The organism is Nocardioides szechwanensis, from assembly GCF_900103935.1.
Classification (GTDB): domain Bacteria; phylum Actinomycetota; class Actinomycetes; order Propionibacteriales; family Nocardioidaceae; genus Nocardioides; species Nocardioides szechwanensis.
Window position 1 is genome coordinate 137,202 of the sequence record NZ_FNIC01000007.1, and the last position, 23,976, is coordinate 161,177.

At 70.8% G+C, this 23,976-nt stretch carries 19 protein-coding genes and 1 pseudogene; 12 read left to right on the plus strand and 8 right to left on the minus strand.

Annotated features, from left to right (window positions below):
* Positions 1-110 precede the first annotated feature (110 nt).
* From BLR90_RS16405 to BLR90_RS16440, 8 genes are all read left to right on the plus strand, one after another.
* Complete coding sequence (locus BLR90_RS16405) at positions 111-3,548, plus strand: M36 family metallopeptidase (RefSeq protein ID WP_091026440.1); 3,438 nt, start codon at positions 111-113, stop codon at positions 3,546-3,548.
* A gap of 181 nt (positions 3,549-3,729) precedes the next feature.
* A complete protein-coding gene (locus tag BLR90_RS16410; RefSeq protein WP_091026308.1) occupies positions 3,730-5,715 on the plus strand; it encodes an alpha-1,4-glucan--maltose-1-phosphate maltosyltransferase in 1,986 nt (661 codons plus the stop codon).
* Positions 5,712-7,469, plus strand: coding sequence for a maltose alpha-D-glucosyltransferase (gene treS / locus BLR90_RS16415; RefSeq protein WP_371863158.1), 1,758 nt, complete (start codon positions 5,712-5,714; stop codon positions 7,467-7,469). The genes BLR90_RS16410 and treS overlap by 4 nt, the downstream gene beginning before the upstream one ends.
* Positions 7,466-8,908, plus strand: coding sequence for a maltokinase N-terminal cap-like domain-containing protein (locus tag BLR90_RS16420; protein WP_091026309.1), 1,443 nt, complete (start codon positions 7,466-7,468; stop codon positions 8,906-8,908). Before treS ends, BLR90_RS16420 begins: the two co-directional genes overlap by 4 nt.
* On the plus strand, positions 8,905-11,097 hold the full coding sequence (gene glgB / locus BLR90_RS16425; protein WP_091026310.1) for a 1,4-alpha-glucan branching protein GlgB: 2,193 nt from the start codon (positions 8,905-8,907) through the stop codon (positions 11,095-11,097). Before BLR90_RS16420 ends, glgB begins: the two co-directional genes overlap by 4 nt.
* Before the next feature lie 24 nt (positions 11,098-11,121).
* A complete protein-coding gene (locus BLR90_RS16430; protein WP_091026311.1) occupies positions 11,122-11,874 on the plus strand; it encodes an NUDIX hydrolase in 753 nt (250 codons plus the stop codon).
* 67 nt (positions 11,875-11,941) lie between these two features.
* Positions 11,942-13,456, plus strand: a complete 1,515-nt coding sequence (locus BLR90_RS16435; protein ID WP_091026312.1) for an APC family permease — start codon at positions 11,942-11,944, stop codon at positions 13,454-13,456.
* Between the two features lie 5 nt (positions 13,457-13,461).
* The gene (locus BLR90_RS16440) at positions 13,462-13,881 is read left to right on the plus strand and encodes a universal stress protein (protein ID WP_091026313.1); all 420 of its coding nucleotides are present in this window, start codon (positions 13,462-13,464) and stop codon (positions 13,879-13,881) included.
* On the opposite strand, the gene BLR90_RS16445 is transcribed toward BLR90_RS16440, so the two are convergent.
* Complete coding sequence (locus tag BLR90_RS16445) at positions 13,838-14,752, minus strand: EamA family transporter (RefSeq protein ID WP_091026314.1); 915 nt, start codon at positions 14,750-14,752, stop codon at positions 13,838-13,840. The genes BLR90_RS16440 and BLR90_RS16445 overlap by 44 nt on opposite strands.
* Positions 14,753-14,824: 72 nt before the next feature.
* Between BLR90_RS16445 and BLR90_RS16450 the strand changes: the two genes are divergently transcribed.
* Positions 14,825-15,727 carry a LysR family transcriptional regulator gene (locus BLR90_RS16450; RefSeq protein ID WP_091026315.1) on the plus strand — a complete coding sequence of 301 codons (903 nt, stop codon included), beginning with the start codon at positions 14,825-14,827 and terminating at the stop codon, positions 15,725-15,727.
* 111 nt (positions 15,728-15,838) lie between these two features.
* On the opposite strand, the pseudogene BLR90_RS21780 reads toward BLR90_RS16450, so the two are convergent.
* The 4 genes and pseudogenes from BLR90_RS21780 to BLR90_RS16470 all read right to left on the minus strand — a co-directional run.
* Positions 15,839-16,483: pseudogene (locus BLR90_RS21780) on the minus strand (EI24 domain-containing protein); the annotation flags it as partial.
* On the minus strand, positions 16,441-16,860 hold the full coding sequence (locus BLR90_RS16460) for a hypothetical protein (RefSeq protein WP_091026316.1): 420 nt from the start codon (positions 16,858-16,860) through the stop codon (positions 16,441-16,443). The pseudogene BLR90_RS21780 and the gene BLR90_RS16460, both read right to left, overlap by 43 nt.
* 4 nt (positions 16,861-16,864) lie before the next feature.
* Positions 16,865-17,830, minus strand: coding sequence for a tetratricopeptide repeat protein (locus BLR90_RS16465; protein WP_091026317.1), 966 nt, complete (start codon positions 17,828-17,830; stop codon positions 16,865-16,867).
* A 19-nt stretch (positions 17,831-17,849) separates the two neighbouring features.
* Positions 17,850-19,085 (minus strand): acetyl-CoA hydrolase/transferase family protein, encoded by a 1,236-nt coding sequence (locus BLR90_RS16470; protein WP_091026318.1) that lies wholly within the window; start codon positions 19,083-19,085, stop codon positions 17,850-17,852.
* A gap of 143 nt (positions 19,086-19,228) precedes the next feature.
* On the opposite strand from BLR90_RS16470, the gene BLR90_RS16475 reads away from it, so the two are divergent.
* From BLR90_RS16475 to BLR90_RS16485, 3 genes are read left to right on the plus strand one after another with little or no spacing between them, the layout of a single operon-like run.
* A complete protein-coding gene (locus BLR90_RS16475; RefSeq protein ID WP_091026319.1) occupies positions 19,229-20,488 on the plus strand; it encodes an endonuclease/exonuclease/phosphatase family protein in 1,260 nt (419 codons plus the stop codon).
* Positions 20,489-20,548: 60 nt separating this feature from the next.
* A complete protein-coding gene (locus BLR90_RS16480) occupies positions 20,549-20,779 on the plus strand; it encodes a ribbon-helix-helix domain-containing protein (protein WP_091026320.1) in 231 nt (76 codons plus the stop codon).
* A complete protein-coding gene (locus BLR90_RS16485; RefSeq protein ID WP_091026321.1) occupies positions 20,766-21,113 on the plus strand; it encodes a type II toxin-antitoxin system PemK/MazF family toxin in 348 nt (115 codons plus the stop codon). Before BLR90_RS16480 ends, BLR90_RS16485 begins: the two co-directional genes overlap by 14 nt.
* Positions 21,114-21,131: 18 nt before the next feature.
* Here the strand turns inward: BLR90_RS16485 and icmA are convergent, their stop codons facing one another.
* From icmA to BLR90_RS16500, 3 genes are read right to left on the minus strand one after another with little or no spacing between them, the layout of a single operon-like run.
* On the minus strand, positions 21,132-22,820 hold the full coding sequence (gene icmA, locus BLR90_RS16490; protein WP_091026322.1) for a coenzyme B12-dependent isobutyryl-CoA mutase large subunit: 1,689 nt from the start codon (positions 22,818-22,820) through the stop codon (positions 21,132-21,134).
* Between the two features lie 43 nt (positions 22,821-22,863).
* The gene (locus tag BLR90_RS20730) at positions 22,864-23,412 is read right to left on the minus strand and encodes an MmcQ/YjbR family DNA-binding protein (protein ID WP_143016243.1); all 549 of its coding nucleotides are present in this window, start codon (positions 23,410-23,412) and stop codon (positions 22,864-22,866) included.
* A 16-nt stretch (positions 23,413-23,428) separates the two neighbouring features.
* Positions 23,429-23,917 carry a MarR family winged helix-turn-helix transcriptional regulator gene (locus BLR90_RS16500; protein ID WP_091026323.1) on the minus strand — a complete coding sequence of 163 codons (489 nt, stop codon included), beginning with the start codon at positions 23,915-23,917 and terminating at the stop codon, positions 23,429-23,431.
* Between the last annotated feature and the right edge of the window lie 59 nt (positions 23,918-23,976).

Below are 23,976 nucleotides of genomic sequence, written 5' to 3' on the forward strand. Positions count from 1 at the left end.
GATTTCTTGAACGATCCAATAGATCTCGTAAAAGGTGCCCTCGGCATGTGAAATTCACGTTTCGTCTGACAGCCACATAACGATCGTGCACGCCGGGCGTTGTGCTGGACATGACACACCTGCCCTCTCGGGGTCGCCGCTACAGCGCGGCCGCCTTCGCCCTCCTGACCGCCACCCTGGTCCCCGGGCTGCTGCAGATCCCGGCGCTCGCCGACACCCCGGCCGCCGCGCCCCGCTCCCCCGCCTCCTCGGCACCCGTCGTCGACGACATCCGCACCATCGGCGACCCGGTGCACGGCATGGCCGACCTCGACCGGCGCGGTACCGCCCGGCCCAGCCTCACCCAGCAGCGGGCGGTCGCCGGCCTCGGCGCCGTCGACGTGCGCTGGAACCGGTTCGGTACGCCGGCGTCCCTGCTGCCCGCCGACGGCGCGCTCGCGGAGACGACCTCGGCCGACCCCGTCAAGGCCGCCCGCACCTGGCTCAGCCGCAACGCCTCGGTCTTCGGGCTGACCGCCGCGCAGGTCAGCGACCTCGAGCTCGTGAGCTCGCAGCCCTTCGCCGTGAGCAGCGCGCGTGCCGTCCTCTTCCGCCAGCGCTTCGGTGACCTGACCCCGGCCCTGGCCAGCATGGTCACCGTGGGCGTCGCCAACGGCGAGATCGCCTACGCCTCCTCCTCGATCAGCAAGACCACCGGCGACGCTCCCTCCGCCCAGCTCTCGCCGCTCCAAGGCTGGCTGAAGGCGGCCGCCAACGTCGGTCGCGCCATCCCCGGCGGCGACCTCGCCGACATCACCCAGACCGTCGCCGACGGCTGGACCCGCCTCGCCGTCCCCGGCTTCGACCAGGAGCAGCTGGTGCGCCTGCGCGCCCTGGCCATGGCCGACGGCTCGGTCCGCCCGGTCCTCGAGTCCAACGTCGTCGACGCCGCCGCGGCCCCGGCGCTCGGCTACACGCTGATGGTCGACGCCGTCACCGGCGAGATCCTGCACCGCCAGAACAAGGTCGAGAACAGCAGCGACGTCTTCCCGTTCCAGGGGTCGATCACCGCGGCGACGTGCGGGCCGAGACACCCGTTCACGCTCACCGACAACAACACCCGCCAGATCGTCGCGGTCGCCTCCACCGTCAACGCCGCCAACGACATCGTGGTGAAGCTCTGGGGACCGGGCAACGTGCTGCTCGTCGCCGGCGACCTCGGCACCAGCCCCGAGACCGCGACGTACTCCGCCGACCCGATCCCGGGCGGCGACTACTCGGTCCAGGTCTGCCCGTTCGAGGACCCGACCGCGCCGTTCCTGCCCCCGGGCAACTACGGCGTCGCCGTGACCACCAGTGACGAGGGTGCCCCCGGCGCCGACGACCTGGCCTACAACTCCAAGTGGCGCTTCTTCCCCACCAACCCGACGATGAACTTCTCCCCCAACCACACCCCGGGCAACTCGGTGGTCGGCTGCTGGCTGGCCGCCTCGGGCTGCACGCTCAGCACCGGCCCTCTCCGCAACCTCCAGGCGGTCGGCCCCTGGGACTTCATGACCGCCTCCGGGACGTCGTCGCTCACCACCACCGGCAACAACGCCACGACCCACGAGGCCTGGGCCAGTCCGCTGACCCCCGGCGGCCTGGCGCAGGCACCGGTGTCGCCGACCCAGCAGTACACGACCCCGTTCACCGACGCGTGGAACAACAGCAAGTGCAACCCCGCGGAGCTGGTGCCCGGCGGCAACGACATCAACGCCAGCGTCACCAACCTGTTCGTGGCGCACAACCGGATGCACGACTACTCCTACTACCTGGGCTTCAACGAGCGGAACTTCAACCTCCAGACCGACAACATCGGCCGCGGCGGGGTGGAGAACGACCCCGAGGTGGGCAACGCCCAGGCCGGCGCGCTGTCCGGCGGTCAGCCGTCGTTCCTCGGCCGCGACAACGCCAACCAGATCACGCTCCAGGACGGCGTGCCGGGCATCACCAACCAGTACCTCTTCCAGCCGATCGCGGGCGCGTTCTACGCTCCGTGCACCGACGGCGGGCTCGACATGGGCATCGTGGCCCACGAGTACACCCACGCGATCACTGGGAGGATGGTCGGCGGCCCCGACGAGGGCCTGACCTCGGAGCAGGGTGGTGCCATGGGTGAGTCGTGGAGCGACCTGGTCGCCGCGGAGTACCAGTTCAGCCACGGCTACAAGAACGGCGGCAACATCTGGGCCGTCGGCGTCTACGCCACCGGCAACAAGCAGACCGCCATCCGCGACTACGCCATCAACCGCAACCCGCTCAACTACTCCGACTACGGCTTCGACAGCACCGGCGTCGAGGTGCACGCGGACGGCGAGATCTGGAACGGCACGCAGTGGGAGGTGCGCCAGGCCCTGGTCAACAAGTGGAACAAGGTCAAGCGCTTCCACTACTCCCGCGCCAAGCTCCAGCTCAAGTGCGCGCAGGGCAACCGGGACAAGGGCGTCCAGCGCCCGCAGCTGTGCCCGGGCAACCGCCGCTGGGTCCAGCTGATGTTCGACTCCTTCCTGCTCCAGCAGGGCGCCACGTCGATGCTGGACGCGCGTGACGCGATGCTCGCCGCCGACCGGATGCGCTTCAACGGCGTCAACCAGAAGGTCATGTGGGCCGCCTTCGCCCGCCGCGGCATGGGCAAGGGCGCCTCGGTGCCCAACGCCGACTCCGGACAGCCGAAGCCGAGTTTCACGTCCCCCAAGGGCGCCAACGGCACGGTGAAGTTCACCAGCACCAGCCCCGGCAAGCTCTTCGTCGGCGACTACGAGGCGCGGGTCACCCCGGTGGGCGACACCGTGAAGAAGACCAAGCTCGACAACGTCGTGGGCTTCACCCCGGGCCGCTACAAGATGCTCTTCGTGTCGCCGAAGACCGGCTTCACCCGGTTCACGCTCAAGGTGACCCCGGGCAAGACGGCGTACCGGATCAAGGACAAGCTCAACCTCGCCGCCCGCGCGTCCGGTGCCAAGGTGATCGGCTCGACGGCGGGCTCGCGCAACGCGGGCTCCCTCATCGACGGCACCGAGGCGACCAACTGGGGCGGCGTCACCGCCGGCAACGTCGACGCGACGCGTCCCTTCGTGTCCGTCGACCTGGCGGGCAAGATCCACACGGTCCGCCGGGTCCAGGTCAGCGCCTACCTCAACCCGGCGCCGGCCTCCCCCACCGACGTACCGCTGGCGGCCGACCCCGACTCCGGGTCCCGCTTCACGGCGCTGCGCCGGTTCGCGCTGGAGGCGTGCGTGAAGAACTGCACGAAGGCCAACGCGAAGTGGAAGCGCTTCTACGTCTCGAGCGCCGACGCGTTCCCGTCCAAGCGCCCGCGACCGGTGGCTCCCACCCTGAACCTGCGTTCGTTCAAGGTGAAGCCGACCAAGGCGGCCGCCATCCGACTGGTCGTCCTCGAGAACCAGTGCACGGGCTTCGCCGGCTACGCCGGTGAGCTCGACAACGACCCCGTCAACGCCACCGACTGCAAGACGGCGTCCGACCGGGGCACGATCGTCCACGCCGCGGAGCTGCAGGTGTTCTGAGGCTGGGCCTCCCTCCGGGGAGAAAGCGGGCGGGGCGGGCGTATGGGGCGCCTGCCTCGTCCGCGTTCCGCTTCACCCCAGCACGCCTGTCCGCACCCCTGCGCGCCGCCCGTCTCACCCCGTAGGGGGGTGGACAGAACCCCGGCTTGCAAGGGCACTGGCAACCGGCAAGGGTGGAGAGATGGCTGGACGAATCCCTGTAATGGACGTCATGCCTGTCGTCGATCTCGGCAGGCAGGCAGCAAAGGCGACCGTCGGTGAGCCCTTCCCCGTGACGGCGACGGTGTTCCGCGAGGGGCACGACCAGCTCGCCGCCGAGGTGGTGCTCACCGGACCCGACGGCACGAGGCGCGAGCCCGTGCGGATGGCGCCGTACGGCGAGGAGCCCGACCGCTACCGCGCCTGGGTCACCCCCGACGCTCCCGGCCCCTGGACCTTCGAGGTGCACTCGTGGTCCGACCCGGTGGCGACGTGGGACCACGACGCCGGTCTCAAGATCCCCGCGGGGGTCGACGTCGACCTGATGTTCCTCGAGGGCAAGCTGCTGCTCGAGCGGGTCAAGGCCACCGTCCCCAAGAAGGCCAAGGCCCAGCACCAGGTGCTGTCGGCTGCGATCAAGGCCGCCACGGACGGCAAGCGACCCGTCGAGGCACGCCTGGCCCAGCTCCAGTCCGACGACCTCGCGGCCGTGCTGCTGGCCTACCCGGTGCGCGACTTCGTCACCGTGGAGGGCCCCTACCCGGCCTACGCCGACCGCACCCTCGCGCTCTCCGGCAGCTGGTACGAGTTCTTCCCCCGATCGGAGGGTGCCACCCGCGACGAGGTGACCGGCAAGGTCACCAGCGGCAGCTTCCGCACGGCCGCACTGCGCCTCGACGCCGTGGCCGCGATGGGCTTCGACGTGATCTACCTGCCGCCGGTCCACCCGATCGGCGAGGTCAACCGCAAGGGCCCCAACAACACGCTGACCCCCGGGCCGGACGACCCGGGATCACCGTGGGCGATCGGCTCCAAGGACGGCGGCCACGACGCGCTGCACCCCGACCTCGGCACGTTCGACGACTTCGACGCGTTCGTGGCGCGCGCCAACGAGCTCGGCCTCGAGGTCGCCCTCGACCTTGCGCTCCAGGCGGCGCCCGACCACCCCTGGGTGACCACGCACCCCCAGTTCTTCACGACGCGCGCCGACGGCACCATCGCCTACGCGGAGAACCCGCCGAAGAAGTACCAGGACATCTACCCGATCAACTTCGACAACGACCCGACCGGCATCTGCCGCGAGGTGCTGCGGATCGTCCGGCACTGGATGTCGCACGGCGTGCGCGTCTTCCGCGTCGACAACCCGCACACCAAGCCGCTGCCGTTCTGGGAGTGGCTGCTCAAGGAGGTGCGCCGCACCGACCCCGACGTGATCTTCCTGTCCGAGGCGTTCACCCGCCCGGCGATGATGCACGCGCTCGGCTCGGTGGGCTTCCACCAGTCCTACACGTACTTCACCTGGCGCACCGCACGCTGGGAGATCGAGGCCTACCTCACCGAGCTGGCCAGCGAGTCCGACCACCTGGTCCGGCCCAACTTCTTCGTCAACACCCCCGACATCCTCCACGCCTCCCTCCAGTACGGCGGGCCCGCGGCGTTCAAGATCCGCGCCGCCATCGCGGCCACCGGGTCCCCCAGCTGGGGCGTCTACGCCGGCTACGAGCTCTACGAGCACGTCGCCGTCAAGCCCGGCAGCGAGGAGTACCTCGACTCCGAGAAGTACGAGATCCGGGTCCGCGACTGGGACACCGCGGAGGCCGAGGGCCGCACGCTCACGCCGTACCTCACCCGGCTCAACGAGATCCGGCGTGCACACCCGGCGCTCCAGCTGCTGCGCAACCTCACGATCCACAGCAGCGACGACGAGAACATCCTGGTGTTCTCCAAGGTGGCGGGCGAGGGGCCGGGCGCCGACCGGGTCATCGTGGTGGTCAACCTCGACCCCCACGCGACCCGCGAGACCATGATCCACCTCGACCTGCCCAGCCTGGGTCTCGACTGGCACGACGGCTTCACCGTGCACGACGAGATCACCGGCGAGGACTGGCACTGGGGCCAGCACAACTACGTCCGGCTCGATCCCGGGCACGAGCCCGCGCACGTGCTGACCATCAGGAGCACCGAGTGACCGACCCGCAAGCCGTGAACCTCCCCGAGACCGACCCGACGACGAGCGACCCGTTCCCGGACACCGAGGGCAGCACCCCCGACTGGTTCAAGTCGGCGGTGTTCTACGAGGTGATGGTGCGGTCCTTCCGCGACTCCAACGGCGACGGCACCGGTGACTTCAAGGGCCTCACCGAGAAGCTCGACTACCTCGAGTGGCTCGGCGTCGACTGCCTGTGGGTGCCGCCGTTCTTCACCAGCCCGCTGCGCGACGGCGGCTACGACGTCGCCGACTTCACCAACATCCTTCCCGAGGCCGGGACCGTCGAGGACTTCCACCACTTCCTTGACGAGGCCCACAAGCGCGACATCCGCGTGATCATCGACTTCGTCATGAACCACACCAGTGACCAGCACCCGTGGTTCCAGGCCAGCCGCGAGGACCCCGACGGTCCCTACGGCGACTTCTACGTGTGGTCCGACACCGACGAGCTCTACCAGGACGCCCGGGTGATCTTCGTCGACACCGAGCCGTCCAACTGGACCTGGGACCCCGTGCGCCAGCAGTACTTCTGGCACCGGTTCTTCTCCCACCAGCCGGACCTCAACTACGACAACCCGGCCGTGCACGACGCGATCCTCGAGGCCATCTCGTTCTGGTTCGACATGGGCCTCGACGGCTTCCGTCTCGACGCGGTGCCCTACCTCTACGAGCGTCCCGGCACCAACGGCGAGAACCTCCCCGAGACCCACGAGCTCCTCCGCAAGGTACGCCGCTTCGTCGACGACAAGTACCCCGGACGGGTGCTGCTGGCCGAGGCCAACCAGTGGCCGTCCGACGTCGTCGACTACTTCGGAGACTTCGACAAGGGTGGCGACGAGTGCCACATGTGCTTCCACTTCCCGGTGATGCCGCGCATCTTCATGGCCGTGCGCCGTGAGTCGCGCTTCCCGATCTCCGAGATCCTCGAGCAGACACCGCCCATCCCTGACGGCTGCCAGTGGGGCATCTTCCTGCGCAACCACGACGAGCTGACGCTCGAGATGGTCAGCGACGACGACCGCGACTACATGTGGGACGAGTACGCCAAGGACCCGCGGATGAAGGCCAACATCGGCATCCGCCGGCGGCTGGCCCCGCTGCTCGACAACGACACCAACCAGATCGAGCTCTTCAACGCGCTGCTGCTGTCGCTGCCCGGCTCACCCGTCCTCTACTACGGCGACGAGATCGGCATGGGCGACAACATCTGGCTCGGCGACCGCGACGGCGTGCGCACCCCGATGCAGTGGACGCCCGACCGCAACGCCGGCTTCTCCGCGGCGACGCCCGGAAAGCTGTTCCTCCCGGCGATTCAGGATCCCGTCTACGGGTACCAGTCGGTCAATGTCGAGGCCCAGCTGGAGAACCCGTCCTCACTGCTGCACTGGACGCGGCGGATGATCCAGGCACGCCGGCGGCACGACGCGTTCGGGCTCGGGTCGTTCCACGACCTCGGCGGGTCCAACCCCGCGGTGCTGTCCTACGCCCGCGAGCACGTCGCCGACGACGGCACCCAGGACATCATCGTCTGCATCAACAACCTGTCCCGCTTCGCGCAGCCGGTCGAGCTGGACCTGCGGCGCTTCGAGGGCATGGTGCCGGTGGAGCTCCTCGGGGGCGTGCCGTTCCCGCGCGTCGGCGAGCTGCCCTACCTGCTCACCCTCGGCGGCTACGGGTTCTACTGGTTCCGGTTGACGCCGGGCGCCGACCACGGAGAGGGGCAGCTGCTGTGACCGCACCCCAGGTTTCCGGGCACCTCGAGCCCCAGGTCTTCGCCGACTACCTCGCGCGCACGCGCTGGTTCGCCGGGAAGGGCCGTCCCTTCACGGTCACGGATGTCCGCACCGTCGGGGAGGTCCCCAGCCGCGTCGACGACAGCCCACGCGTCGTCATCCACCTGGTCGAGGTCAGCTACGCCGACGTCGCCGCGGGCGCGCCGGACGCCGTCGAGCTCTACCAGGTGCCGCTCGCCTACTACGAGCACCCCGAGAACCGGCTCGACCACGCCTTCGTCGGCTGGTGGGAGGACCCCGAGCACGGCTGGGTCCACGCCTACGACGCCCTGCACGACCGGGAGGCCATGGCCTGCTGGCTGCGCTCCTTCGACGAGGCCGCCGGCCAGGAGCACGACCACACGGTCGACCCCGAGTCGATGCTGACCTTCCACCGGCTGCCGGGGCACGACCTCGACCGCGAGGCCGCCTCCACGCTGTTCACCGGCGAGCAGTCCAACTCGTCGGTCGCGTTCGGTGAGGACGCCCTGATGAAGGTGTTCCGCAAGGTGACGCCGGGCGTCAACCCCGACGTGGCCGTCCACGAGGTCCTCACCCGGGCCGGCTCCGACCACATCGCCAGCCTCTACGGCTGGCTGGACGTGCTCGACCCCGACTCCGACGCGGTGATCCAGCTCGCGATGCTCCAGCAGTTCCTGCGCACCGCGATCGACGGCTGGGACATGGCCCTGGGCAGCGTCCGCACACTGTTCGCCGACCCCGAGCTCCACGCCAACCAGTCCGGCGGCGACTTCGCCGGCGAGGCCACCCGCCTCGGGGAGGCACTGCGCGAGCTGCACGAAACGCTGCGTGAGTCGTTCGGCACCGAGACCGCGGACGCCGCCGGTCTCGTCGGCCAGATGGGCGAGCGCCTCGCCGCCGCACAGACCGTCGTACCAGGTCTGCGGGAGCACCACGACCGCCTGGCCGCCGTCCACGCGCGGGTCGCCGGGCTCGGCCAGATCGAGGTGCACCGGGTCCACGGTGACCTTCACCTGGGCCAGACGCTGCGCACCAGCAAGGGCTGGAAGGTCGTCGACTTCGAGGGCGAGCCCGCCAAGCCGCTCGCGGAGCGGATGCTGCCCGACTCGCCGTGGCGCGACGTCGCGGGCATGCTGCGCTCCTTCGACTACGCACCCCACGCCGTCGAGCGCGACCGCACCGACGACGACCTGGCCGACGCGGCCATGCTCCGCGTGCGTGCCGACGAGTGGGCCAACCGCGCGGCCAACCACTTCCTGACGGCTTATGCCGGAGGGTCCCTGACCGACGAGCAGCAGATCCTGCTCGATGCGTACGTCGCCGACAAGGCCGTGTACGAGACCGTCTACGAAACGCGCAATCGCCCCACCTGGGTGGACATCCCGCTCCAGGCTGTGGCGAGGATCGGAGCGGAATGACCCGCACCATCGCACCCGTCCCCACGTCCGAGCTCGACCAGATCGTCAACGGCGAGCACGGGCACCCCCACGCCGTCCTCGGCCCGCACGTCTACGAGGGCGCCGTCACGGTGCGCGTGCTGAAGCCCCTGGCGTCCAGCGTCGTGATCCGGCACAGCGGCACCGAGACCCCGCTCGAGCACGAGCACGAAGGCGTCTGGGTGGGCGTGCTGACCGGCGAGACCGCCGTGCCCGACTACCGCATCGCCGTCTCCTACGACGACGGGCCGATCGAGCTCGACGACCCCTACCGGTTCCTGCCGACGCTCGGCCAGGTCGACCTGCACCTCATCAACGAGGGCCGTCACGAGCTGCTCTGGACGGTGCTCGGCGCGCGGGTCCACCACTACAAGACCGTCGACGGCATCGTCAGCGGCACGTCGTTCGCGGTCTGGGCTCCCTCCGCGAGGTCGGTCCGGCTCAAGGGCGACTTCAACGCGTGGGACGGCCGCGAGCACCCCATGCGCCAGCTCGGCTCCTCGGGCGTCTGGGAGCTGTTCGTGCCCGGCATCGGCTCCGGTACGACGTACAAGTTCGGCGTGCGCGGTGCCGACGGCGAGTGGCGCGAGAAGGCCGACCCGATGGCGTTCCACGCCGAGGTGGCGCCGGCGACATCGTCGCGGGTCACCGAGTCGACCCACACGTGGAACGACGACGAGTGGATGGCTGCCCGCGCGAAGAAGAAGCCGGTCGCCGAGGCGATGTCGATCTACGAGCTCCACCTCGGGTCGTGGAAGCGACACCCGGGCGGCGGCTTCTGGTCCTACGACGAGCTCGCCGACGACCTGGTCCCGTACCTCTCCAACCTCGGGTTCACCCATGTCGAGCTGATGCCCGTCATGCAGCACCCGTTCGGCGGCTCGTGGGGCTACCACGTCACGTCGTACTTCGCGCCCGACTCCCGCTACGGCGACCCCGACGGCTTCCGGCGGCTGGTCGACCGGCTGCACCAGGCCGGGATCGGCGTGATCCTCGACTGGGTGCCCGGTCACTTCGCCACCGACGCGTGGGCGCTGGCCAGCTTCGACGGCACGCCGCTCTACGAGGACCCCAACCCGCAGCGCGGGTGGCACAAGGAGTGGGGCTCCCACATCTTCAACTTCGGCCGGCCCGAGGTACGCAACTTCCTCTACGCCAATGCCCTCTACTGGCTCGAGGAGTTCCACGCCGACGGTCTCCGCGTCGACGGCGTCGCGTCGATGCTCTACCTCGACTACGCCCGCGAGCACGGCGAGTGGTCGCCCAACAAGCACGGCGGACGCGAGAACCTCGAGGCCGTGCAGTTCCTCCAGGAGATGAACGCCACCGTCTACAAGCGGGTGCCCGGCGTGGTCACGATCGCCGAGGAGTCTACCTCGTGGCCCGGCGTCACCGGCCGCACCAGCGACGGCGGTCTCGGCTTCGGCTTCAAGTGGAACATGGGCTGGATGCACGACTCGCTCGGCTACCTCGAGCGCCCGCCGGTGCACCGGTCCTGGCACCACAACGAGCTCACGTTCGCTCTCACCTACGCCTGGGCCGAGAACTACGTGCTGCCGATCTCGCACGACGAGGTCGTGCACGGCAAGGGCTCGTTGCTGCGCAAGATGCCCGGCGACCGGTGGCAGCAGCTGGCCAACCTGCGCGCCTACTTCGCCTACATGTGGGCCCACCCCGGCAAGCAGCTGCTCTTCATGGGCTGCGAGATCGGCCAGGAGTCGGAGTGGGCCGAGGCCCGCGAGCTCGACTGGTGGCTCCTGGACCACCCCGAGCACCGCGGCGTCCACGACCTGGTGCGCGACCTCAACCGCGTCTACACGAGCTCCCCGGCCCTGTGGTCGCGCGACCACGACCCGCAGGGCTTCGAGTGGGTCGACGCCAACGACGCGAGTCGCAGCGTCTACTCCTTCATCCGCCGTGGCGACGGCCCCGACGTGGTGTCGGTCAGCAACTTCCGCGACCACCCGCAGGAGGGGTTCCGCCTCGGCCTGCCGGCCGCCGGCACGTGGCAGGAGGTGCTCAACACCGACTCCGACGGCTACTCCGGCTCGGGGGTCGGCAACCTCGGCGCGGTGACCGCGGTCGCGGGCGAGCACAGCGGTCAGCCGGCGCACGCCGACATCGTCCTGCCGCCGTTGGCCACCCTGTGGCTGCGCCACGTGCCCGACTGAGACCGCGACACTAGGGTTGGGCGGGTGAGTGACCGACCGAGCATCGTGACCGTCGACGACGGCGTCGCCCGGATCATCTGGGCGCCGGCCGACGGTGACTGGGCCGACGCCGTTGACGTCGTACGGCGTGAGGTCGAGGCGGCGCTCGAGCGGCACGGCCGCGTCGAGATCCACGTGGCCGCCGACGACGAGGTTGCCCAGCGGGTCGCGACCTGGTCCGGCATGCGCCGGGAGGGCGTACGCCGTGGCGTGGGCGGCGACGAGGTCGTCTACGCACGACTGACCTCCGACGTGCCGGTCTCCGAGCCGGGCGGCTTCCGGGCCCTGCTCAACTCGTTCCTCCCCCGCAAGCGGGCGATCAGCCAGATGCTGATCCGCGACCACGACGACCGGATCCTGCTCTGCGAGCTCACCTACAAGCAGGACTGGGACCTGCCCGGCGGCGTCGTCGAGGTCGGCGAGTCGCCGCAGCTGGCCGTGGCCCGCGAGGTCGAGGAGGAGCTCGGCCTCGCGATCAAGGCCGGCCCGCTCGTGCTCACCGACTGGCTGCCGCCCTGGGGCGGCTGGGACGACGCGCTGTGCCTGGTCTTCGACGGCGGCGTCCACGACGCCTCCATCGCCGACACGATCGTGCGGCAGACCCGCGAGATCCGGGCCACTGAGTTCCTCACCCTGGAGCAGGCGCGCGAGCGGTGCGCCGACTTCACCGCCCGGCGGCTCACCTCCGCCCTCGCCAACCTCGGCGGGGGGCCGGCCTACACCGAGTCGGGGGTGTGACCGCCGGTCACTGTTTCGGCTCGTCCTGGCCCGGTAGAACTGGTCCCCACGGTCGGAAGGGGGCCTCATGGCTGACGTCGAGGTGTCGGAAACACAGCTGAAGGCGGGCTCCATCGGCTTCGTCGACGCGCTGGTCATCGGGCTCGCCGCCACGTCCCCGGCGTACTCGCTGGCCGCGGTCATCGGGGCGGTCACGGCGGCGGTGGGGGTCTACGCGCCGGGCGCGCTGCTCGCGTCGTTCGTGCCGATGGCGCTGATCGCGACCGCGTTCCTCTACCTCAACCGGGTCGACCAGGACTGCGGCACCACCTTCAGCTGGGTGACCCGGGCGATGGGCCCGTGGTTCGGGTGGATCGGCGGCTGGGCCATCGCGATGACCGGGGTGCTGGTGATCGGCTCGCTCGCCGACGTCGGTGTCAGCTTCACGCTGCGCACGTTCGGTGCCGACACCGCGGCCGACAACGCGTGGGTCCGGATGCCGCTCGCGATCGGGCTGATCCTGCTGCTCACGTGGGTCTGCGTGCTCGGCACCGATGTCTCGGCACGGCTTCAGAACATCCTGATCCTCGCGCAGGTGGGCTCGCTGCTCGTCTTCGCGGCGGTGGCCATCGTCAAGGCCGTCACCGACAACAGCTCGCTCGACCCGATCGACCCGTCGCTGTCCTGGCTCAACCCGTTCGGCGCCGGCGGCGCCAGCCTGTCGACCGCACTCCTGCTCGGGGTCTTCGCCTACTGGGGCTGGGAGTCGTCAGTCAACCTCAGCGAGGAGACGACCGACGGCGCGAGCACTCCCGGACGGGCTGCGGTCTGGTCGACCTTCATCCTGCTCGCCACCTACGTGTCGGTCGCGATCGCGGTCGTGGCCTACGCCGGCACCGACTGGCTGACCGACAACGCCGGCGAGGAGGAGTTCGTCTTCGCCGAGCTCGCCGACCGCGTGATGGGCGGCTGGGGCTGGGTGGTCCTCGCGTCGGTGGCGACCTCCGCGATCGCGTCGACCCAGACCACGATCATCCCGGCGTCACGCACCGGGCTCTCGATGGCCCGGCGTCACGCGCTGCCGTCGTACTACGGCCGCATCCACCACCGCCACCGCACGCCGCACGTCAGCACCTGGTGGGTCGCCGGCATCGCGATCGTCTGGTACGTCGGGATCTACCAGGTCAGCGCCAACGCGCTGTTCGACTCGCTCACAGCGCTCGCGCTGCTGATCGCCTTCTACTACGCACTCACCGGGATCGCCTGCGCGGTCTACCACCGCAAGCACCTGCTCGAGAGCCCCAAGAACCTGTTGCTGATCGGCGTCGGCCCGCTCCTGGGCTCGGCCATGCTGATCTGGCTGCTCGTGCTCTCGGTGCGCGACATGTCCGACCCGGCCAACTCCTACAGCGGCCAGTCGTGGCTTGGCGTCGGCCCGCCGCTGGTGATCGGCGCGGGCATCTTCCTGGCCGGCGTCGCCCTGATGCTGTTCTGGCGGGCGAAGGACGGCCGCTACTGGTCGGAGCGGGCAGGCCTCCCTGACCCCGACGTGGTCCGAGGCGTGAAGCGGCCCGAGGCCGACCCCGACGGACTGGAAGGCTGAACGACATGGCAGTAGTGCTGGGGTACGACGAGTCGCCGGGCGCCGAGGCGGCACTGACGACGGCGATCAACGTGGCCGCGCGGTTCGACGAGCCGCTGATCCTGGTCTACGGCGCCGCTCCCCCGGGCAACGTCGGCGAGGAGTTCAAGGCCCACCGCGACGCGCTGCGCGAGATCGGCCGCACCGCTCTCTCGCATGCCGTCGAGCGCGCGCACGCCGCCGGGGTTGACACGCAGATCGAGCTGGTCGACGCCAAGCCCGCCCAGGCCCTGATGCAGGTGGCCGACGCCCACGACGCCACCGTGATCGTGGTCGGCACCGCCGGCGAGAGCCCGCTCAAGGGCGCGATGCTCGGCTCGACGCCCCACAAGCTGCTGCACCTCAGCACTCGGCCGGTGCTGTGCGTGCCGGTCGGCGAGCCCTGACCTGCGGCGCCAGAGCCCGCCTCGGCGGGCGCACCGCGACCAGCACACCGAGCACCAGCAGCAGCCCGCCGAGGGACTCGGCGGCGTTGGGCCGCTGGTCGAGCAGCAGCGTCGCGGAGGCCATCGCGACCACCGGTGCCAGCAGCACCCACGGGACCACGGACGCGGACGGGTTCCGCGCCAGCAGCGTGTTGAAGATGCCGTAGCCCACGAGCGAAGCCAGCCCCGCGGTGTAGAGCGTGGAGGCGAGCGCCTCCCAGCCGAACGCCGCCAGCCCGTCGGCCACTGCCGCAGGCCCGTCGAGCAGCAGGCTCAGGGCCAGCAGCGGGACCGGAACCACCAGCGCCGACCAGACCGTGAGCGACAGCCCGCCGCTCACGCCCGAGGCGCGCGACAGGACGTTGCCGATGCCCCACGTCAGCGCCGCCAGCAGGGTCAGCGCCAGGGCGAGCAACGAGACGTCGCCGCCGCGACCCACCGCCACGACGAGCAGGCCGACCGAGCCCAGCAGGACCCCGGCCACCTGGCCGGGCGTCGGACGCTCGCGCAGCACCCCGGCCGCGATCAGCACCGTGAAGATCACCTGCGCCTGGAGCACGAGCGCGGCCAGCCCCGGAGGCATGCCCGCCGCCATCCCGACGTACAGGAAGGCGAACTGGCCCAGGGACATGAACAGCCCGATCATGGCGACCACCCGCCACGGCGCCTGCGGGCGCGGGATGAGCAGCACCGCGGGAAACACCACCAGCAAGAAGCGGGCGGTGAGGAACAGCAGCGGCGGGACCTCGCCCATCCCCCAGTCGATGACCACGAAGTTGAAGCCCCACACGGTGGCGACCAGGGCGGCCAGGAGCGAGTCGCGTCTGTTCACCGGCCCATCGTGACGGCCGAAACCCGGAAGCACCAGCGAATGTTCATACACCTATCTGTGTAGCATCGCTGCATGATCGACCTGGGTGCCCTCACCGCGCTGCGCGCCGTCGACACCCACGGCTCGGTGGTCGCGGCCGCCGACGCCCTGGGCTTCACCCCCAGCGCGGTCTCGCAGCAGGTCAAGCGGCTCGAGCGCCAGACCGGCGTACCGCTGCTCGAGCGCGTCGGCCGCGGCGTGATGCTGACCCGGCACGGCCGGCACCTCGTCGACGCCGGCGTCCAGGTGCTGACCGACCTCGAGCAGATCGAGTCCGGGCTCCACCGCCAGGCCGAGACCGTCGCCGGCCACCTGCGCATCGTCGCCTTCTCCACCGCCATGCGCGGGCTGGTCGCTCCGATGGTCCGGTCGTTGCTCGACGACCACCCCGACCTCACCGTGCAGCTCTCCGAGCGCGAGCCGTGGGACACCATCGACCTGGTGGCCTCCGGGCAGTGCGAGGTCGGCGTGGTGCACAGCTGGGGCGACGCCGCCCTCGCCATCCCCGACCACCTCTCCTCGGTCCGCCTCGCTCCGGACGTCGCCGACGTCGTGGTCCACCGCGACCACCCCCTGGCCCGGCGCCGCGTGGTGGCGCCGCGCGACCTGCTCGACGAGGGCTGGATCGCCACGCCGGAGGGCACGATCTGCCGCCAGTGGCTGACCCGGATGTACGACGGCACCGGGCGGCTGCCGCGGATCGCCCACGTGGCGATGGAGTTCGACAGCCACCTCGCGATGGTGCGCGCCGGGCTCGGGATCGCCCTGGTCCCCCGGCTCGGGCGGCAGCGCCTGGGCGACCAGCTGGTCGCCGTACCGGCCCACGACCCGGTCCCCACCCGCGCGGTCCTCGCGCTCCACCGGCGCAGCATGACCGCCTCCCCCGCGGTCGCCGCCGTCCTGGCCGGTCTCTGCGCCGACGGTCGGGAGAGCTGAGTCCTCCTCGACGAGGTCGCGCGCGAGCATGGTGGCTCCGACGACGGCGGCGGGCATGACGATCACGGCACCCAACGGCGCGAGGAAGAACGCCTGGACGGTCACGCCGAAGCCGAGCACCGAGGAGCGGCGACCGCGGGTGAGGGCGGTGCGCCGGGCGGCGTCCAGGCCGCGCGCCTCCAGCGGCCGGGCGAGCAGGTCGCTGGCCAGCAGCCACCCCGAGACCGCCAGCCCGAGCAGCACGCCGATCACGGTGCCGACCAGGGGCAGCGACCCCACGACGACCACGACCACGCTCGCCGTGACGCCCACGACCATCAGCACGACCGCGTCGCGCGCGGCCCGCCAGGCGCCCAGCTCGCCGTCGGGCACCGAGCCCCCGAGCATCAGCTCGGTCTCGCGCCAGATCCGGGCGTAGAACGGGTCGCCCACGGCCAGGGTCAGCCCCACGAAGGTCGACGCGGCGAGCGCGAGCGCCCCGGCCACGATCACCAGCGACACGCTCGTCCGCACCAGCACCCGCACCACGTCGGCGGAGTCGTCGACGAACGGCGTCAGCCACCGGACCAGGTCCGGCAGCTGCAGGAGCAGCACGACGTACGCCGCCAGCAGGACCGCGGATACCACCAACGCCGGGACCATGCCGAGCAGCATCAGCCCGGGGCGGCGGCGCCACATCGTGAAGCCGCGCAGGACGTAGGAGGCCCCGGAGGTCATCGCGGCCCGCTCTGCGTCGCGCGGCGGAGCTTGCGCCATGCCCAGACGCCGCCGACGACCAGCGCCCCCGTGAGCACCGCGCCGAGGAGCCGCGCCGCCTCCGGGGTGGTCGGGCCCTTGCTGGTGGTGCCCACGAAGTCGTCCGGGGTCAGCAGCAGGCCGGCGGCCATGGCGACCAGCAGCAGTACGACGGAGCCGCCGGCGACGACGACGCCGATGAGACCGCGCGTGTCGGAAAGAGCGACCCAGGCCAGTCCCAGCCAGAAGGCCACGCTCGCGACCCGCGCCGCGACCATCAGGCCACCCACCGGCCGGTCCGCCGCCAGGTCGGCGACCAGCCAGCCGAGCATGGCGAGCGCCAGCACCAGGAGCAGCAGCCCGAGCAGCCGGTCCTTGGTGGTGCCCTGGCCCGTCACCGGCTCAGAAGAGGGCGGAGGCGAGGTTCTGGCGACCTCGGAGCACCCGCGGGTCGTCGTTGCCGACGGCCGCGAAGAGCGCGAGCAGGTGCTCGCGGGCCTTGGTGCGGTCGTCGCCGGACGAGCGGCGTACGAGCTCGATGAGCCGGCTGAACGCATCGTCGACGTGGCCGCCGAGCAGGTCCAGGTCGGCCACCAGGCTCTGGGCGGCCAGGTCGTCGGGGGCCGCCGCGGCGGCCTCGCGGGCTGCTGTGAGGTCGACGCCCTCCGTGCGCTGGAGGACCTTCGCCATGGCGAGCCCGGCGACGGCCTCGGCGTCGGCGGGGTTGGCGTCGACCAGCTTCTGGTACTCCGCGACCGCGCCGTCGATGTCGTTGGCCGCGAGCGCGTCCTGCGCCGCGGCGTACCTCGGGTCGACCTGCTCCTCGCCGTCCTCGGCGGGTGCCGGCGCACCCGTCAGGGGCTGGTGCCGCGCGGTCATACCCTGCGTCGCGAGCTGCTGCATGACCTGGGTTAGGGCCGCCCGCAGCTCGTCCATCGGCACGACGTCCTGGAACAGCGGCGCGGGGCGGCCGTCGAGCACGGCGACCACGAGCGGGATCGACTGCACCTGCATCGCCTGGGCGATGCCCGGGGACGCGTCGACGTCGACGAGACCGGCGAGGAACCGGCCCTCGAACTCACCCGAGAGCGTGGCCACGTCGTCGGCGAGCTGGCCGCTCTCGGGCATCCGCGAGCGCGAGAACAGGACCAGCAGGACCGGTGCGGTCATCGACCGCTCGATGACCTCCTGGAAGTTCTGCTCGTTGACCTCGAGGGAGTACGACGTGGCGCTGGCGCCGGCTCCAGCGGTCGGGCCGGCGGTCGGGCCGTCGATCGGGCCGGCGCCCGCGGACGGCGGTGGTGCCGCCGGTCGCTTCAGGGCGGACAGGTCGATCGCTCCGGGACGGCTGAACGGCTGCTGCGTCATGGCCCCAATCCTAGGGACCTCACGCGAGGCCGAGACCGACCGCCTCCTCGCGCAGGTCCTCGCGCACGCTCGGGTGGGCGGCGTTCTCGATGATCTGACGGGCCTGCTCGCGCTGGTCGCGACCGTAGAGCTCCGCGAGACCCTGCTCGGTCACGATCGCGCTCATCTGGAACGACGTTACCGGCTCGTCGACGAGCGCGACCACCGTCGAGCAGTCGGCCTTGGGGTGCCATGAGCGCAGGGCGATGAACGCCTGCCCTCCGAAGCTGTGCATCGCGCCGACGATGAAGTCGGTCTGGCCGCCGAACCCGGAGTGGATCCGGGCGTTGATCCGCGACGCGTTGGCCTGGCCGAACAGGTCGACCTGGAGCGCGGTGTTGACGCTGACCATCGCCTGGTTGCGGGCGATCAGGGCGGGGTCGTTGGTCACCTCGGTACGGACCATGTTGACGCGGTCGTTGCCGTCGACCCACTCGAGCAGCTCCGGGGAGCCGAAGAGGAACGACGCCGTGATCGGCACCTCGCGGTCGAGAGCGCCGGCCCGCTCGAGGGCCAGCACGCTGTCGGAGAACATCTCGGTCCAGATCCGAAGCCCACGACGGTTCACCAGCCCGTGCAGGGTGGCGTCCGGGACGGCTCCGATGCCGGCCTGGAGCGTGGCCCCGTCGCCGACGCGGGCCGCCACGAGCTCACCGATCGTCGCCGAGGCGTCGTCGATGGAGCTGCCACCCGAGGCGTGCAGCAGCGGCTCGTCGGCCTCCACCATGACGTCGATGTCGTCGACGGAGACCAGCGCGTCGCCCGACGTCCACGGCATGTTGTCGTTGACCTGGGCGACGACCAGGCCGCCGGTACGACGTACCGCCTCGATCGCCGCGGGCAGCACGTTGACCTCGACCCCGAGCGAGACCTTGCCGTCCTTGGGGCGCGTGGTGTGGATGAGGACCACGTCGGGGGGCATCGGGCCGCTGAACAGCAACGGCACCAGCGACAGCCGCGACGGGACGTAGCTCAGGCGCGGGCTGCGGCGCATGCCGGAGCCGACGAAGGACGTCTCGAGCGTGACACCCTCGCGTTCGGGCAGTCCGGGCTGGCCGTTGAGCACCCACAGGCGGAACTCGGGCAGGGCTTCGTCGATCCGACGAAGCGTGGTCCACGGGGTGGCGTGGTTTCCGGTGACGACCACACGGGGGTTGGCAGGGAGTCGCGAGAGCTGGTCTTCGAGGTCGCCAGCCGGGTGTCGGGTGAGATTCACGCTCCCGATTCCAGCAGGTATGCCGTCGGCGGGCCAGTGACCTCAGTCCCTGATAAGTGCACCCCGTGTGGTGACTTTCGTCCTTCCCTGTTGGTCACCTCCCGTTCGACCGCCCGGCCCCGCGGCGTGGCAGCATCGGAGCCATGACTCTCTCTCGGGCTGTCGTGGCGAGCGCCGCGGCCATCACTCTCAGCACCACCCTCGCTGTCACGGGCCTCACCACGGGCCCCATGGCCGGCGCCGCCGCCGGTCGCGACCATGGCGGACCCGGCCACGCCGACCGGCACGACACGGTCCGCTTCCAGACGTTCAACGCCTCGCTCAACCGCGCCCGTGCCGGCGAGCTGGTCGAGGACCTGTCCACCCCGGACGACCCGCAGGCCTCGGCGGTGGCCGAGATCATCCAGCGCACCCGCCCCGACGTGCTCCTGCTCAACGAGTTCGACTACGTGCCCGGCCGCGCAGCCGTCGACCTGTTCCGCGACAACTACCTCGAGGTCGGCCACCACGGCGCACGCCCGATCCACTACCCCTACGCGTTCGTCGCGCCGTCCAACACCGGCGTGCCGAGCGGGCACGACCTCGACAACAACGGCACGGTCGGCGGCGGCAACGACGCCTTCGGGTTCGGTGAGTTCGAGGGCCAGTACGGCATGGTCGTGCTCAGCAAGCACCCGATCGCGACCCACCGGGTCCGCACGTTCCAGACGTTCCTCTGGAAGGACCTGCCCGGAGCACTGCTCCCGGACGACCCGGCCACGGCCGCCCCCGCCGACTGGTACACGCCCGCCGAGCTGGCCGACGTACGGCTGTCCAGCAAGTCGCACTGGGACGTCCCGGTGAAGATCGGCCGCGAGACGGTGCACTTCCTGGTCTCGCACCCCACCCCGCCGACCTTCGACGGCGCCGAGGACCGCAACGGGCGCCGCAACCACGACGAGATCCGCTTCTGGGCCGACTACGCCTCCGGCCGTGACTACATGTACGACGACAGCGGTCGCCGCGGCGGCCTGGCGCGCGGCGAGCCGTTCGTGATCGCCGGCGACCAGAACAGCGACCCGGCCGACGGAGACTCGGTCGACGGCGCGATCCAGCAGCTGCTCGACCACCGCCGGATCATGGACCCGCTGCCGACCTCGCGTGGCGCGGTCGAGGCGGCGGCCCGGCAGGGCGGTGCCAACGCGGCGCACGAGTCCGACCCGCGCTACGACACCGCCGACTTCAGCGACTTCCCGGCGCCGGGCAACCTGCGCGCCGACTACGTCCTGCCGTCACGCGGCCTGAGGGTGCGCGACGCGGGCGTCTTCTGGCCGGTGCCGTCCGACCCGCTCTCGCGGCTGACCGGCGAGTTCCCGTTCCCGTCGTCGGACCACCGGACGGTCTGGGTCGAACTGCGGCTGTGACAGAACGCAGAGACGCTTCCAGCGGTAGGCACAGCGGTACTACCGAAGTAGCATTGCCCCATGAAGCTCAGCGTCAGTCTCTCGGAGGTCGAGGTGGCCGCCCTCGACAACTACGCCCGCGCAGCCGGGCTGGGGTCGCGTTCCGCGGCGGTTCAGCACGCAATCCGGCTACTGGGCGATCCCGAGCTCGAGCACTCCTACGCCGCCGCCTGGGACGAGTGGGAGGCCTCGGGCGACGCAGCGGCCTGGGAGTCGACTGCCGCCGACGGACTCGTTGATGCTCCGCGGTGAGATCCGTCTGACCGACCTGGAGCCGGCCCGGCCAAGCGAGGCCAACAAGCGTCGCCCGGCGGTCATCGTCAGCAACGACCGTGCCAACGCCACCGCCGCACGACTGGGTCGCGGCGTCGTGACCATCGTGCCGATCACCAGCAACGTCACCCAGGTGTTCCCGTTCCAGGTGCTGCTACCAGCCGCAGAGACGGGTCTTCGGGTCGAGTCCAAGGCGCAGGCCGAACAGGTCCGGTCCGTGTCCGTCGAACGTATGGGCCCCGCGCTCGGCCGCGTCCCCACGCACCTGCTGACTCAGCTCGACGAGGCCCTGCGCCTGCACCTCCAACTGTAGCCGTCTCGCAGAGGTCGGTCAGAAGCGCGCAGGCTCGCGGTACTCGCCCCACTCGGCACGCAGGGCGTCGCAGATCTCGCCCAGCGTTGCCTCGGCGCGGCAGGCGTCGAGCATCGCCTCGATCATGTTGTCGTCGGTGCGCGAGACGTCGACCAGGTGGGCCAGGGCGGCGGTGACGGCAGCGTCGTCGCGCGCCGTACGTCGGTCGGCGAGGGTGCGCACCTGGTCGGTCTCGACCTCGTGGGAGACCCGCAGGATCTCGAGGTCGTGGGTGACGGAGTCGGTGTGGCAGTTGACGCCGACGATCCGCTTCTCGCCCTTCTCCAGGGCGACCTGGTACTGGAAGGCCGCCTCGGCGATCTCGCTCATGAACCAGCCGTCCTCGATGCCGCGCAGCAGGCCCTTGGTGACCGGCAGCTCGCCGCGGCCCACGGCGGCGGCGATGTCGGCCGGCCGGTCGTGGGTCAGCGTGGAGCCGCCCAGGCTGAGGATCTTGTCGAAGATCTGGTTGGCCTCGGCCTCGATCTTGTCGGTGAGGGCCTCGACGTACCAGGACCCGCCGAGCGGGTCGGCGACGTTGACGACGCCGGTCTCCTCCATGATCACCTGCTGCGTGCGCAGCGCGATCTCGGCCGCCTGCTCGCTGGGGAGCGCGAGGGTCTCGTCGAGGGCGTTGGTGTGCAGCGAGTTGGTGCCACCGAGCACGGCGGAGAGCGCCTCGATGCCGGTGCGGACGACGTTGTTGTAGGGCTGCTGCGCCGTCAGCGAGACGCCGGCGGTCTGGGTGTGGAACCGCAGCCACTGGGCCTTGTCGGTCTTGGCGTCGTAGACGTCGCGCAGCCAGCGGGCCCAGATCCGGCGGGCGGCGCGGAACTTGGCGATCTCCTCGAAGAAGTCGACGTGGGCGTCGAAGAAGAACGACAGACCGGGGGCGAAGACGTCGACGTCGAGGCCGCGTGACAGCCCGAGCTCGACGTAGCCGAACCCGTCGGCCAGCGTGAACGCGAGCTCCTGCGCGGCCGTCGAGCCGGCCTCGCGGATGTGGTAGCCGGAGACGGAGAGCGGCTTGTAGGCCGGGATCTTCTCGACGCAGTGCTCCATCAGGTCGCCGATCAGGCGCAGGTGGGGCTCGGGGCCGAAGATCCACTCCTTCTGGGCGATGTACTCCTTGAAGATGTCGGTCTGGAGCGTGCCGTTGAGCTTGGTGGTGTCGACGCCCGCGCGCTCGGCGGCGACGAGCATCATGCAGAAGATGGGTACGGCGGGGCCGCTGATCGTCATCGACGTCGTGGTGTGACCCAGGTCGATGCCGTCGAAGAGCCGCTCCATGTCGGCCGCGGAGTCGATCGCCACGCCGCAGTGGCCGACCTCGCCGAGCGCCTTGGGGTCGTCGGAGTCGCGGCCCATCAGGGTCGGCATGTCGAAGGCGACCGACAGGCCGCCGCCGCCCCGGTTGAGGATCATCTTGTAGCGCTCGTTGGTCTGCTCGGCGTTGCCGAAGCCCGCGAACTGCCGGATCGTCCAGGTGCGTCCGCGGTAGCCGGTGGCGTAGAGGCCGCGCGTGAACGGGAACTCGCCGGGCCACTCCGAGTCGTCGGTGCCGTACGCCGGCTCGACCTCGACGCCGCTCAGCGTCGTGAAGTCGACCTCCCGGGTGCGGGACTTCTCGTAGCGGTCCTGCCAGCGGGCGCGTGCCGTCTCCGTCATGGGGAAATAGTAGGACGTCCAACTATATTTCCCAAATGAGCCGTCAGCGGCTCCAGCGGTAGACCTGGCCGTCGCGGACCTCGACCTCGGTCGGCGGCCTCGGGGTCGGGTGGTCGTGCAGGTGCGCGAGCAGCTGCGACCGGCCCCGGAGACTCAGCGACCCGTCGGCGAAGCGCACGTAGGGGTTCAGCAGCGACCGCAGCTCGCCCCACTCCTGGCGGTCCATCGCGTCCCAGGCCGCGGCGGTCGGCGCCGGCTGCTCGGGCAGCTCGTGCAGCATCGCCGGCGAGCACAACCGCCAGGCGTCGGTGACCAGCTCGCGCATCTCGTCGGCCCCCAGGCGGTCGAGATGCGCGCACACCCACTGGTAGCGCAGGTCGCTCGTGGGTGGCAGGAAGAAGGTCTCGGGGTCGGAGGCGACCAGCCCGTCGCGCTCCAGCTTCGGGTAGCCGAAGCCCATCTGCGTCTCGTCCCGGCTGAACGCCGCGTAGACGATCTGGCGCACCTTGAGCTTGGCGCGGCCACCGGTGTGGAACTCGTAGGACCGGGGCAGCGCCAGGCCGACGCGGCGTACGTCGTCAGCGGTGACCATCGGACGTGCCCCGACCTCAGAAGTCGCCGGCCTGCTGGCGCACCGGACGCAGCAGCTCGGACAGGGCGACCAAGTCGGCCTCGGCCATCGCGTTGAGGGCGAAGCCGGACTCGACCAGGTCCTTGGTGGCCGCCTCCACGACCTTGCGCCCGGCCGGCGTGATCTCGGCCAGCACGGCCCGCCCGTCGTCGGGGTGCCGCCTGCGCAATATGTGACCCGCACCCTCGAGCCGGCGCGCGATCGAGGTGACCGACGTGGGGTGCACCTGGAGCCGCTCCCCCATCTTGCCCAGCGGCAGCGCGCCACGCGACGAGAAGACAAGCAGCACCAGCGCCTCGTAGCGCGCGAACGTGAGCCCGTGCGGCTTGAGCAGCGCGTCGAGCTGGCCGATCACCAGCTGCTGGACCCGCATCAGCGACGTGACGGCGTGCATCGCGGGGACGCCGTCCCAGCGCTCGCCCCACTGGCGGGCGGCCTCGTCGATGGGGTCGAAGGGCAGGGACATGATGCGCCCATAGTGGCAGTGATCGCCGACAGTCACGCACCGACGGAACCGAACCGTCG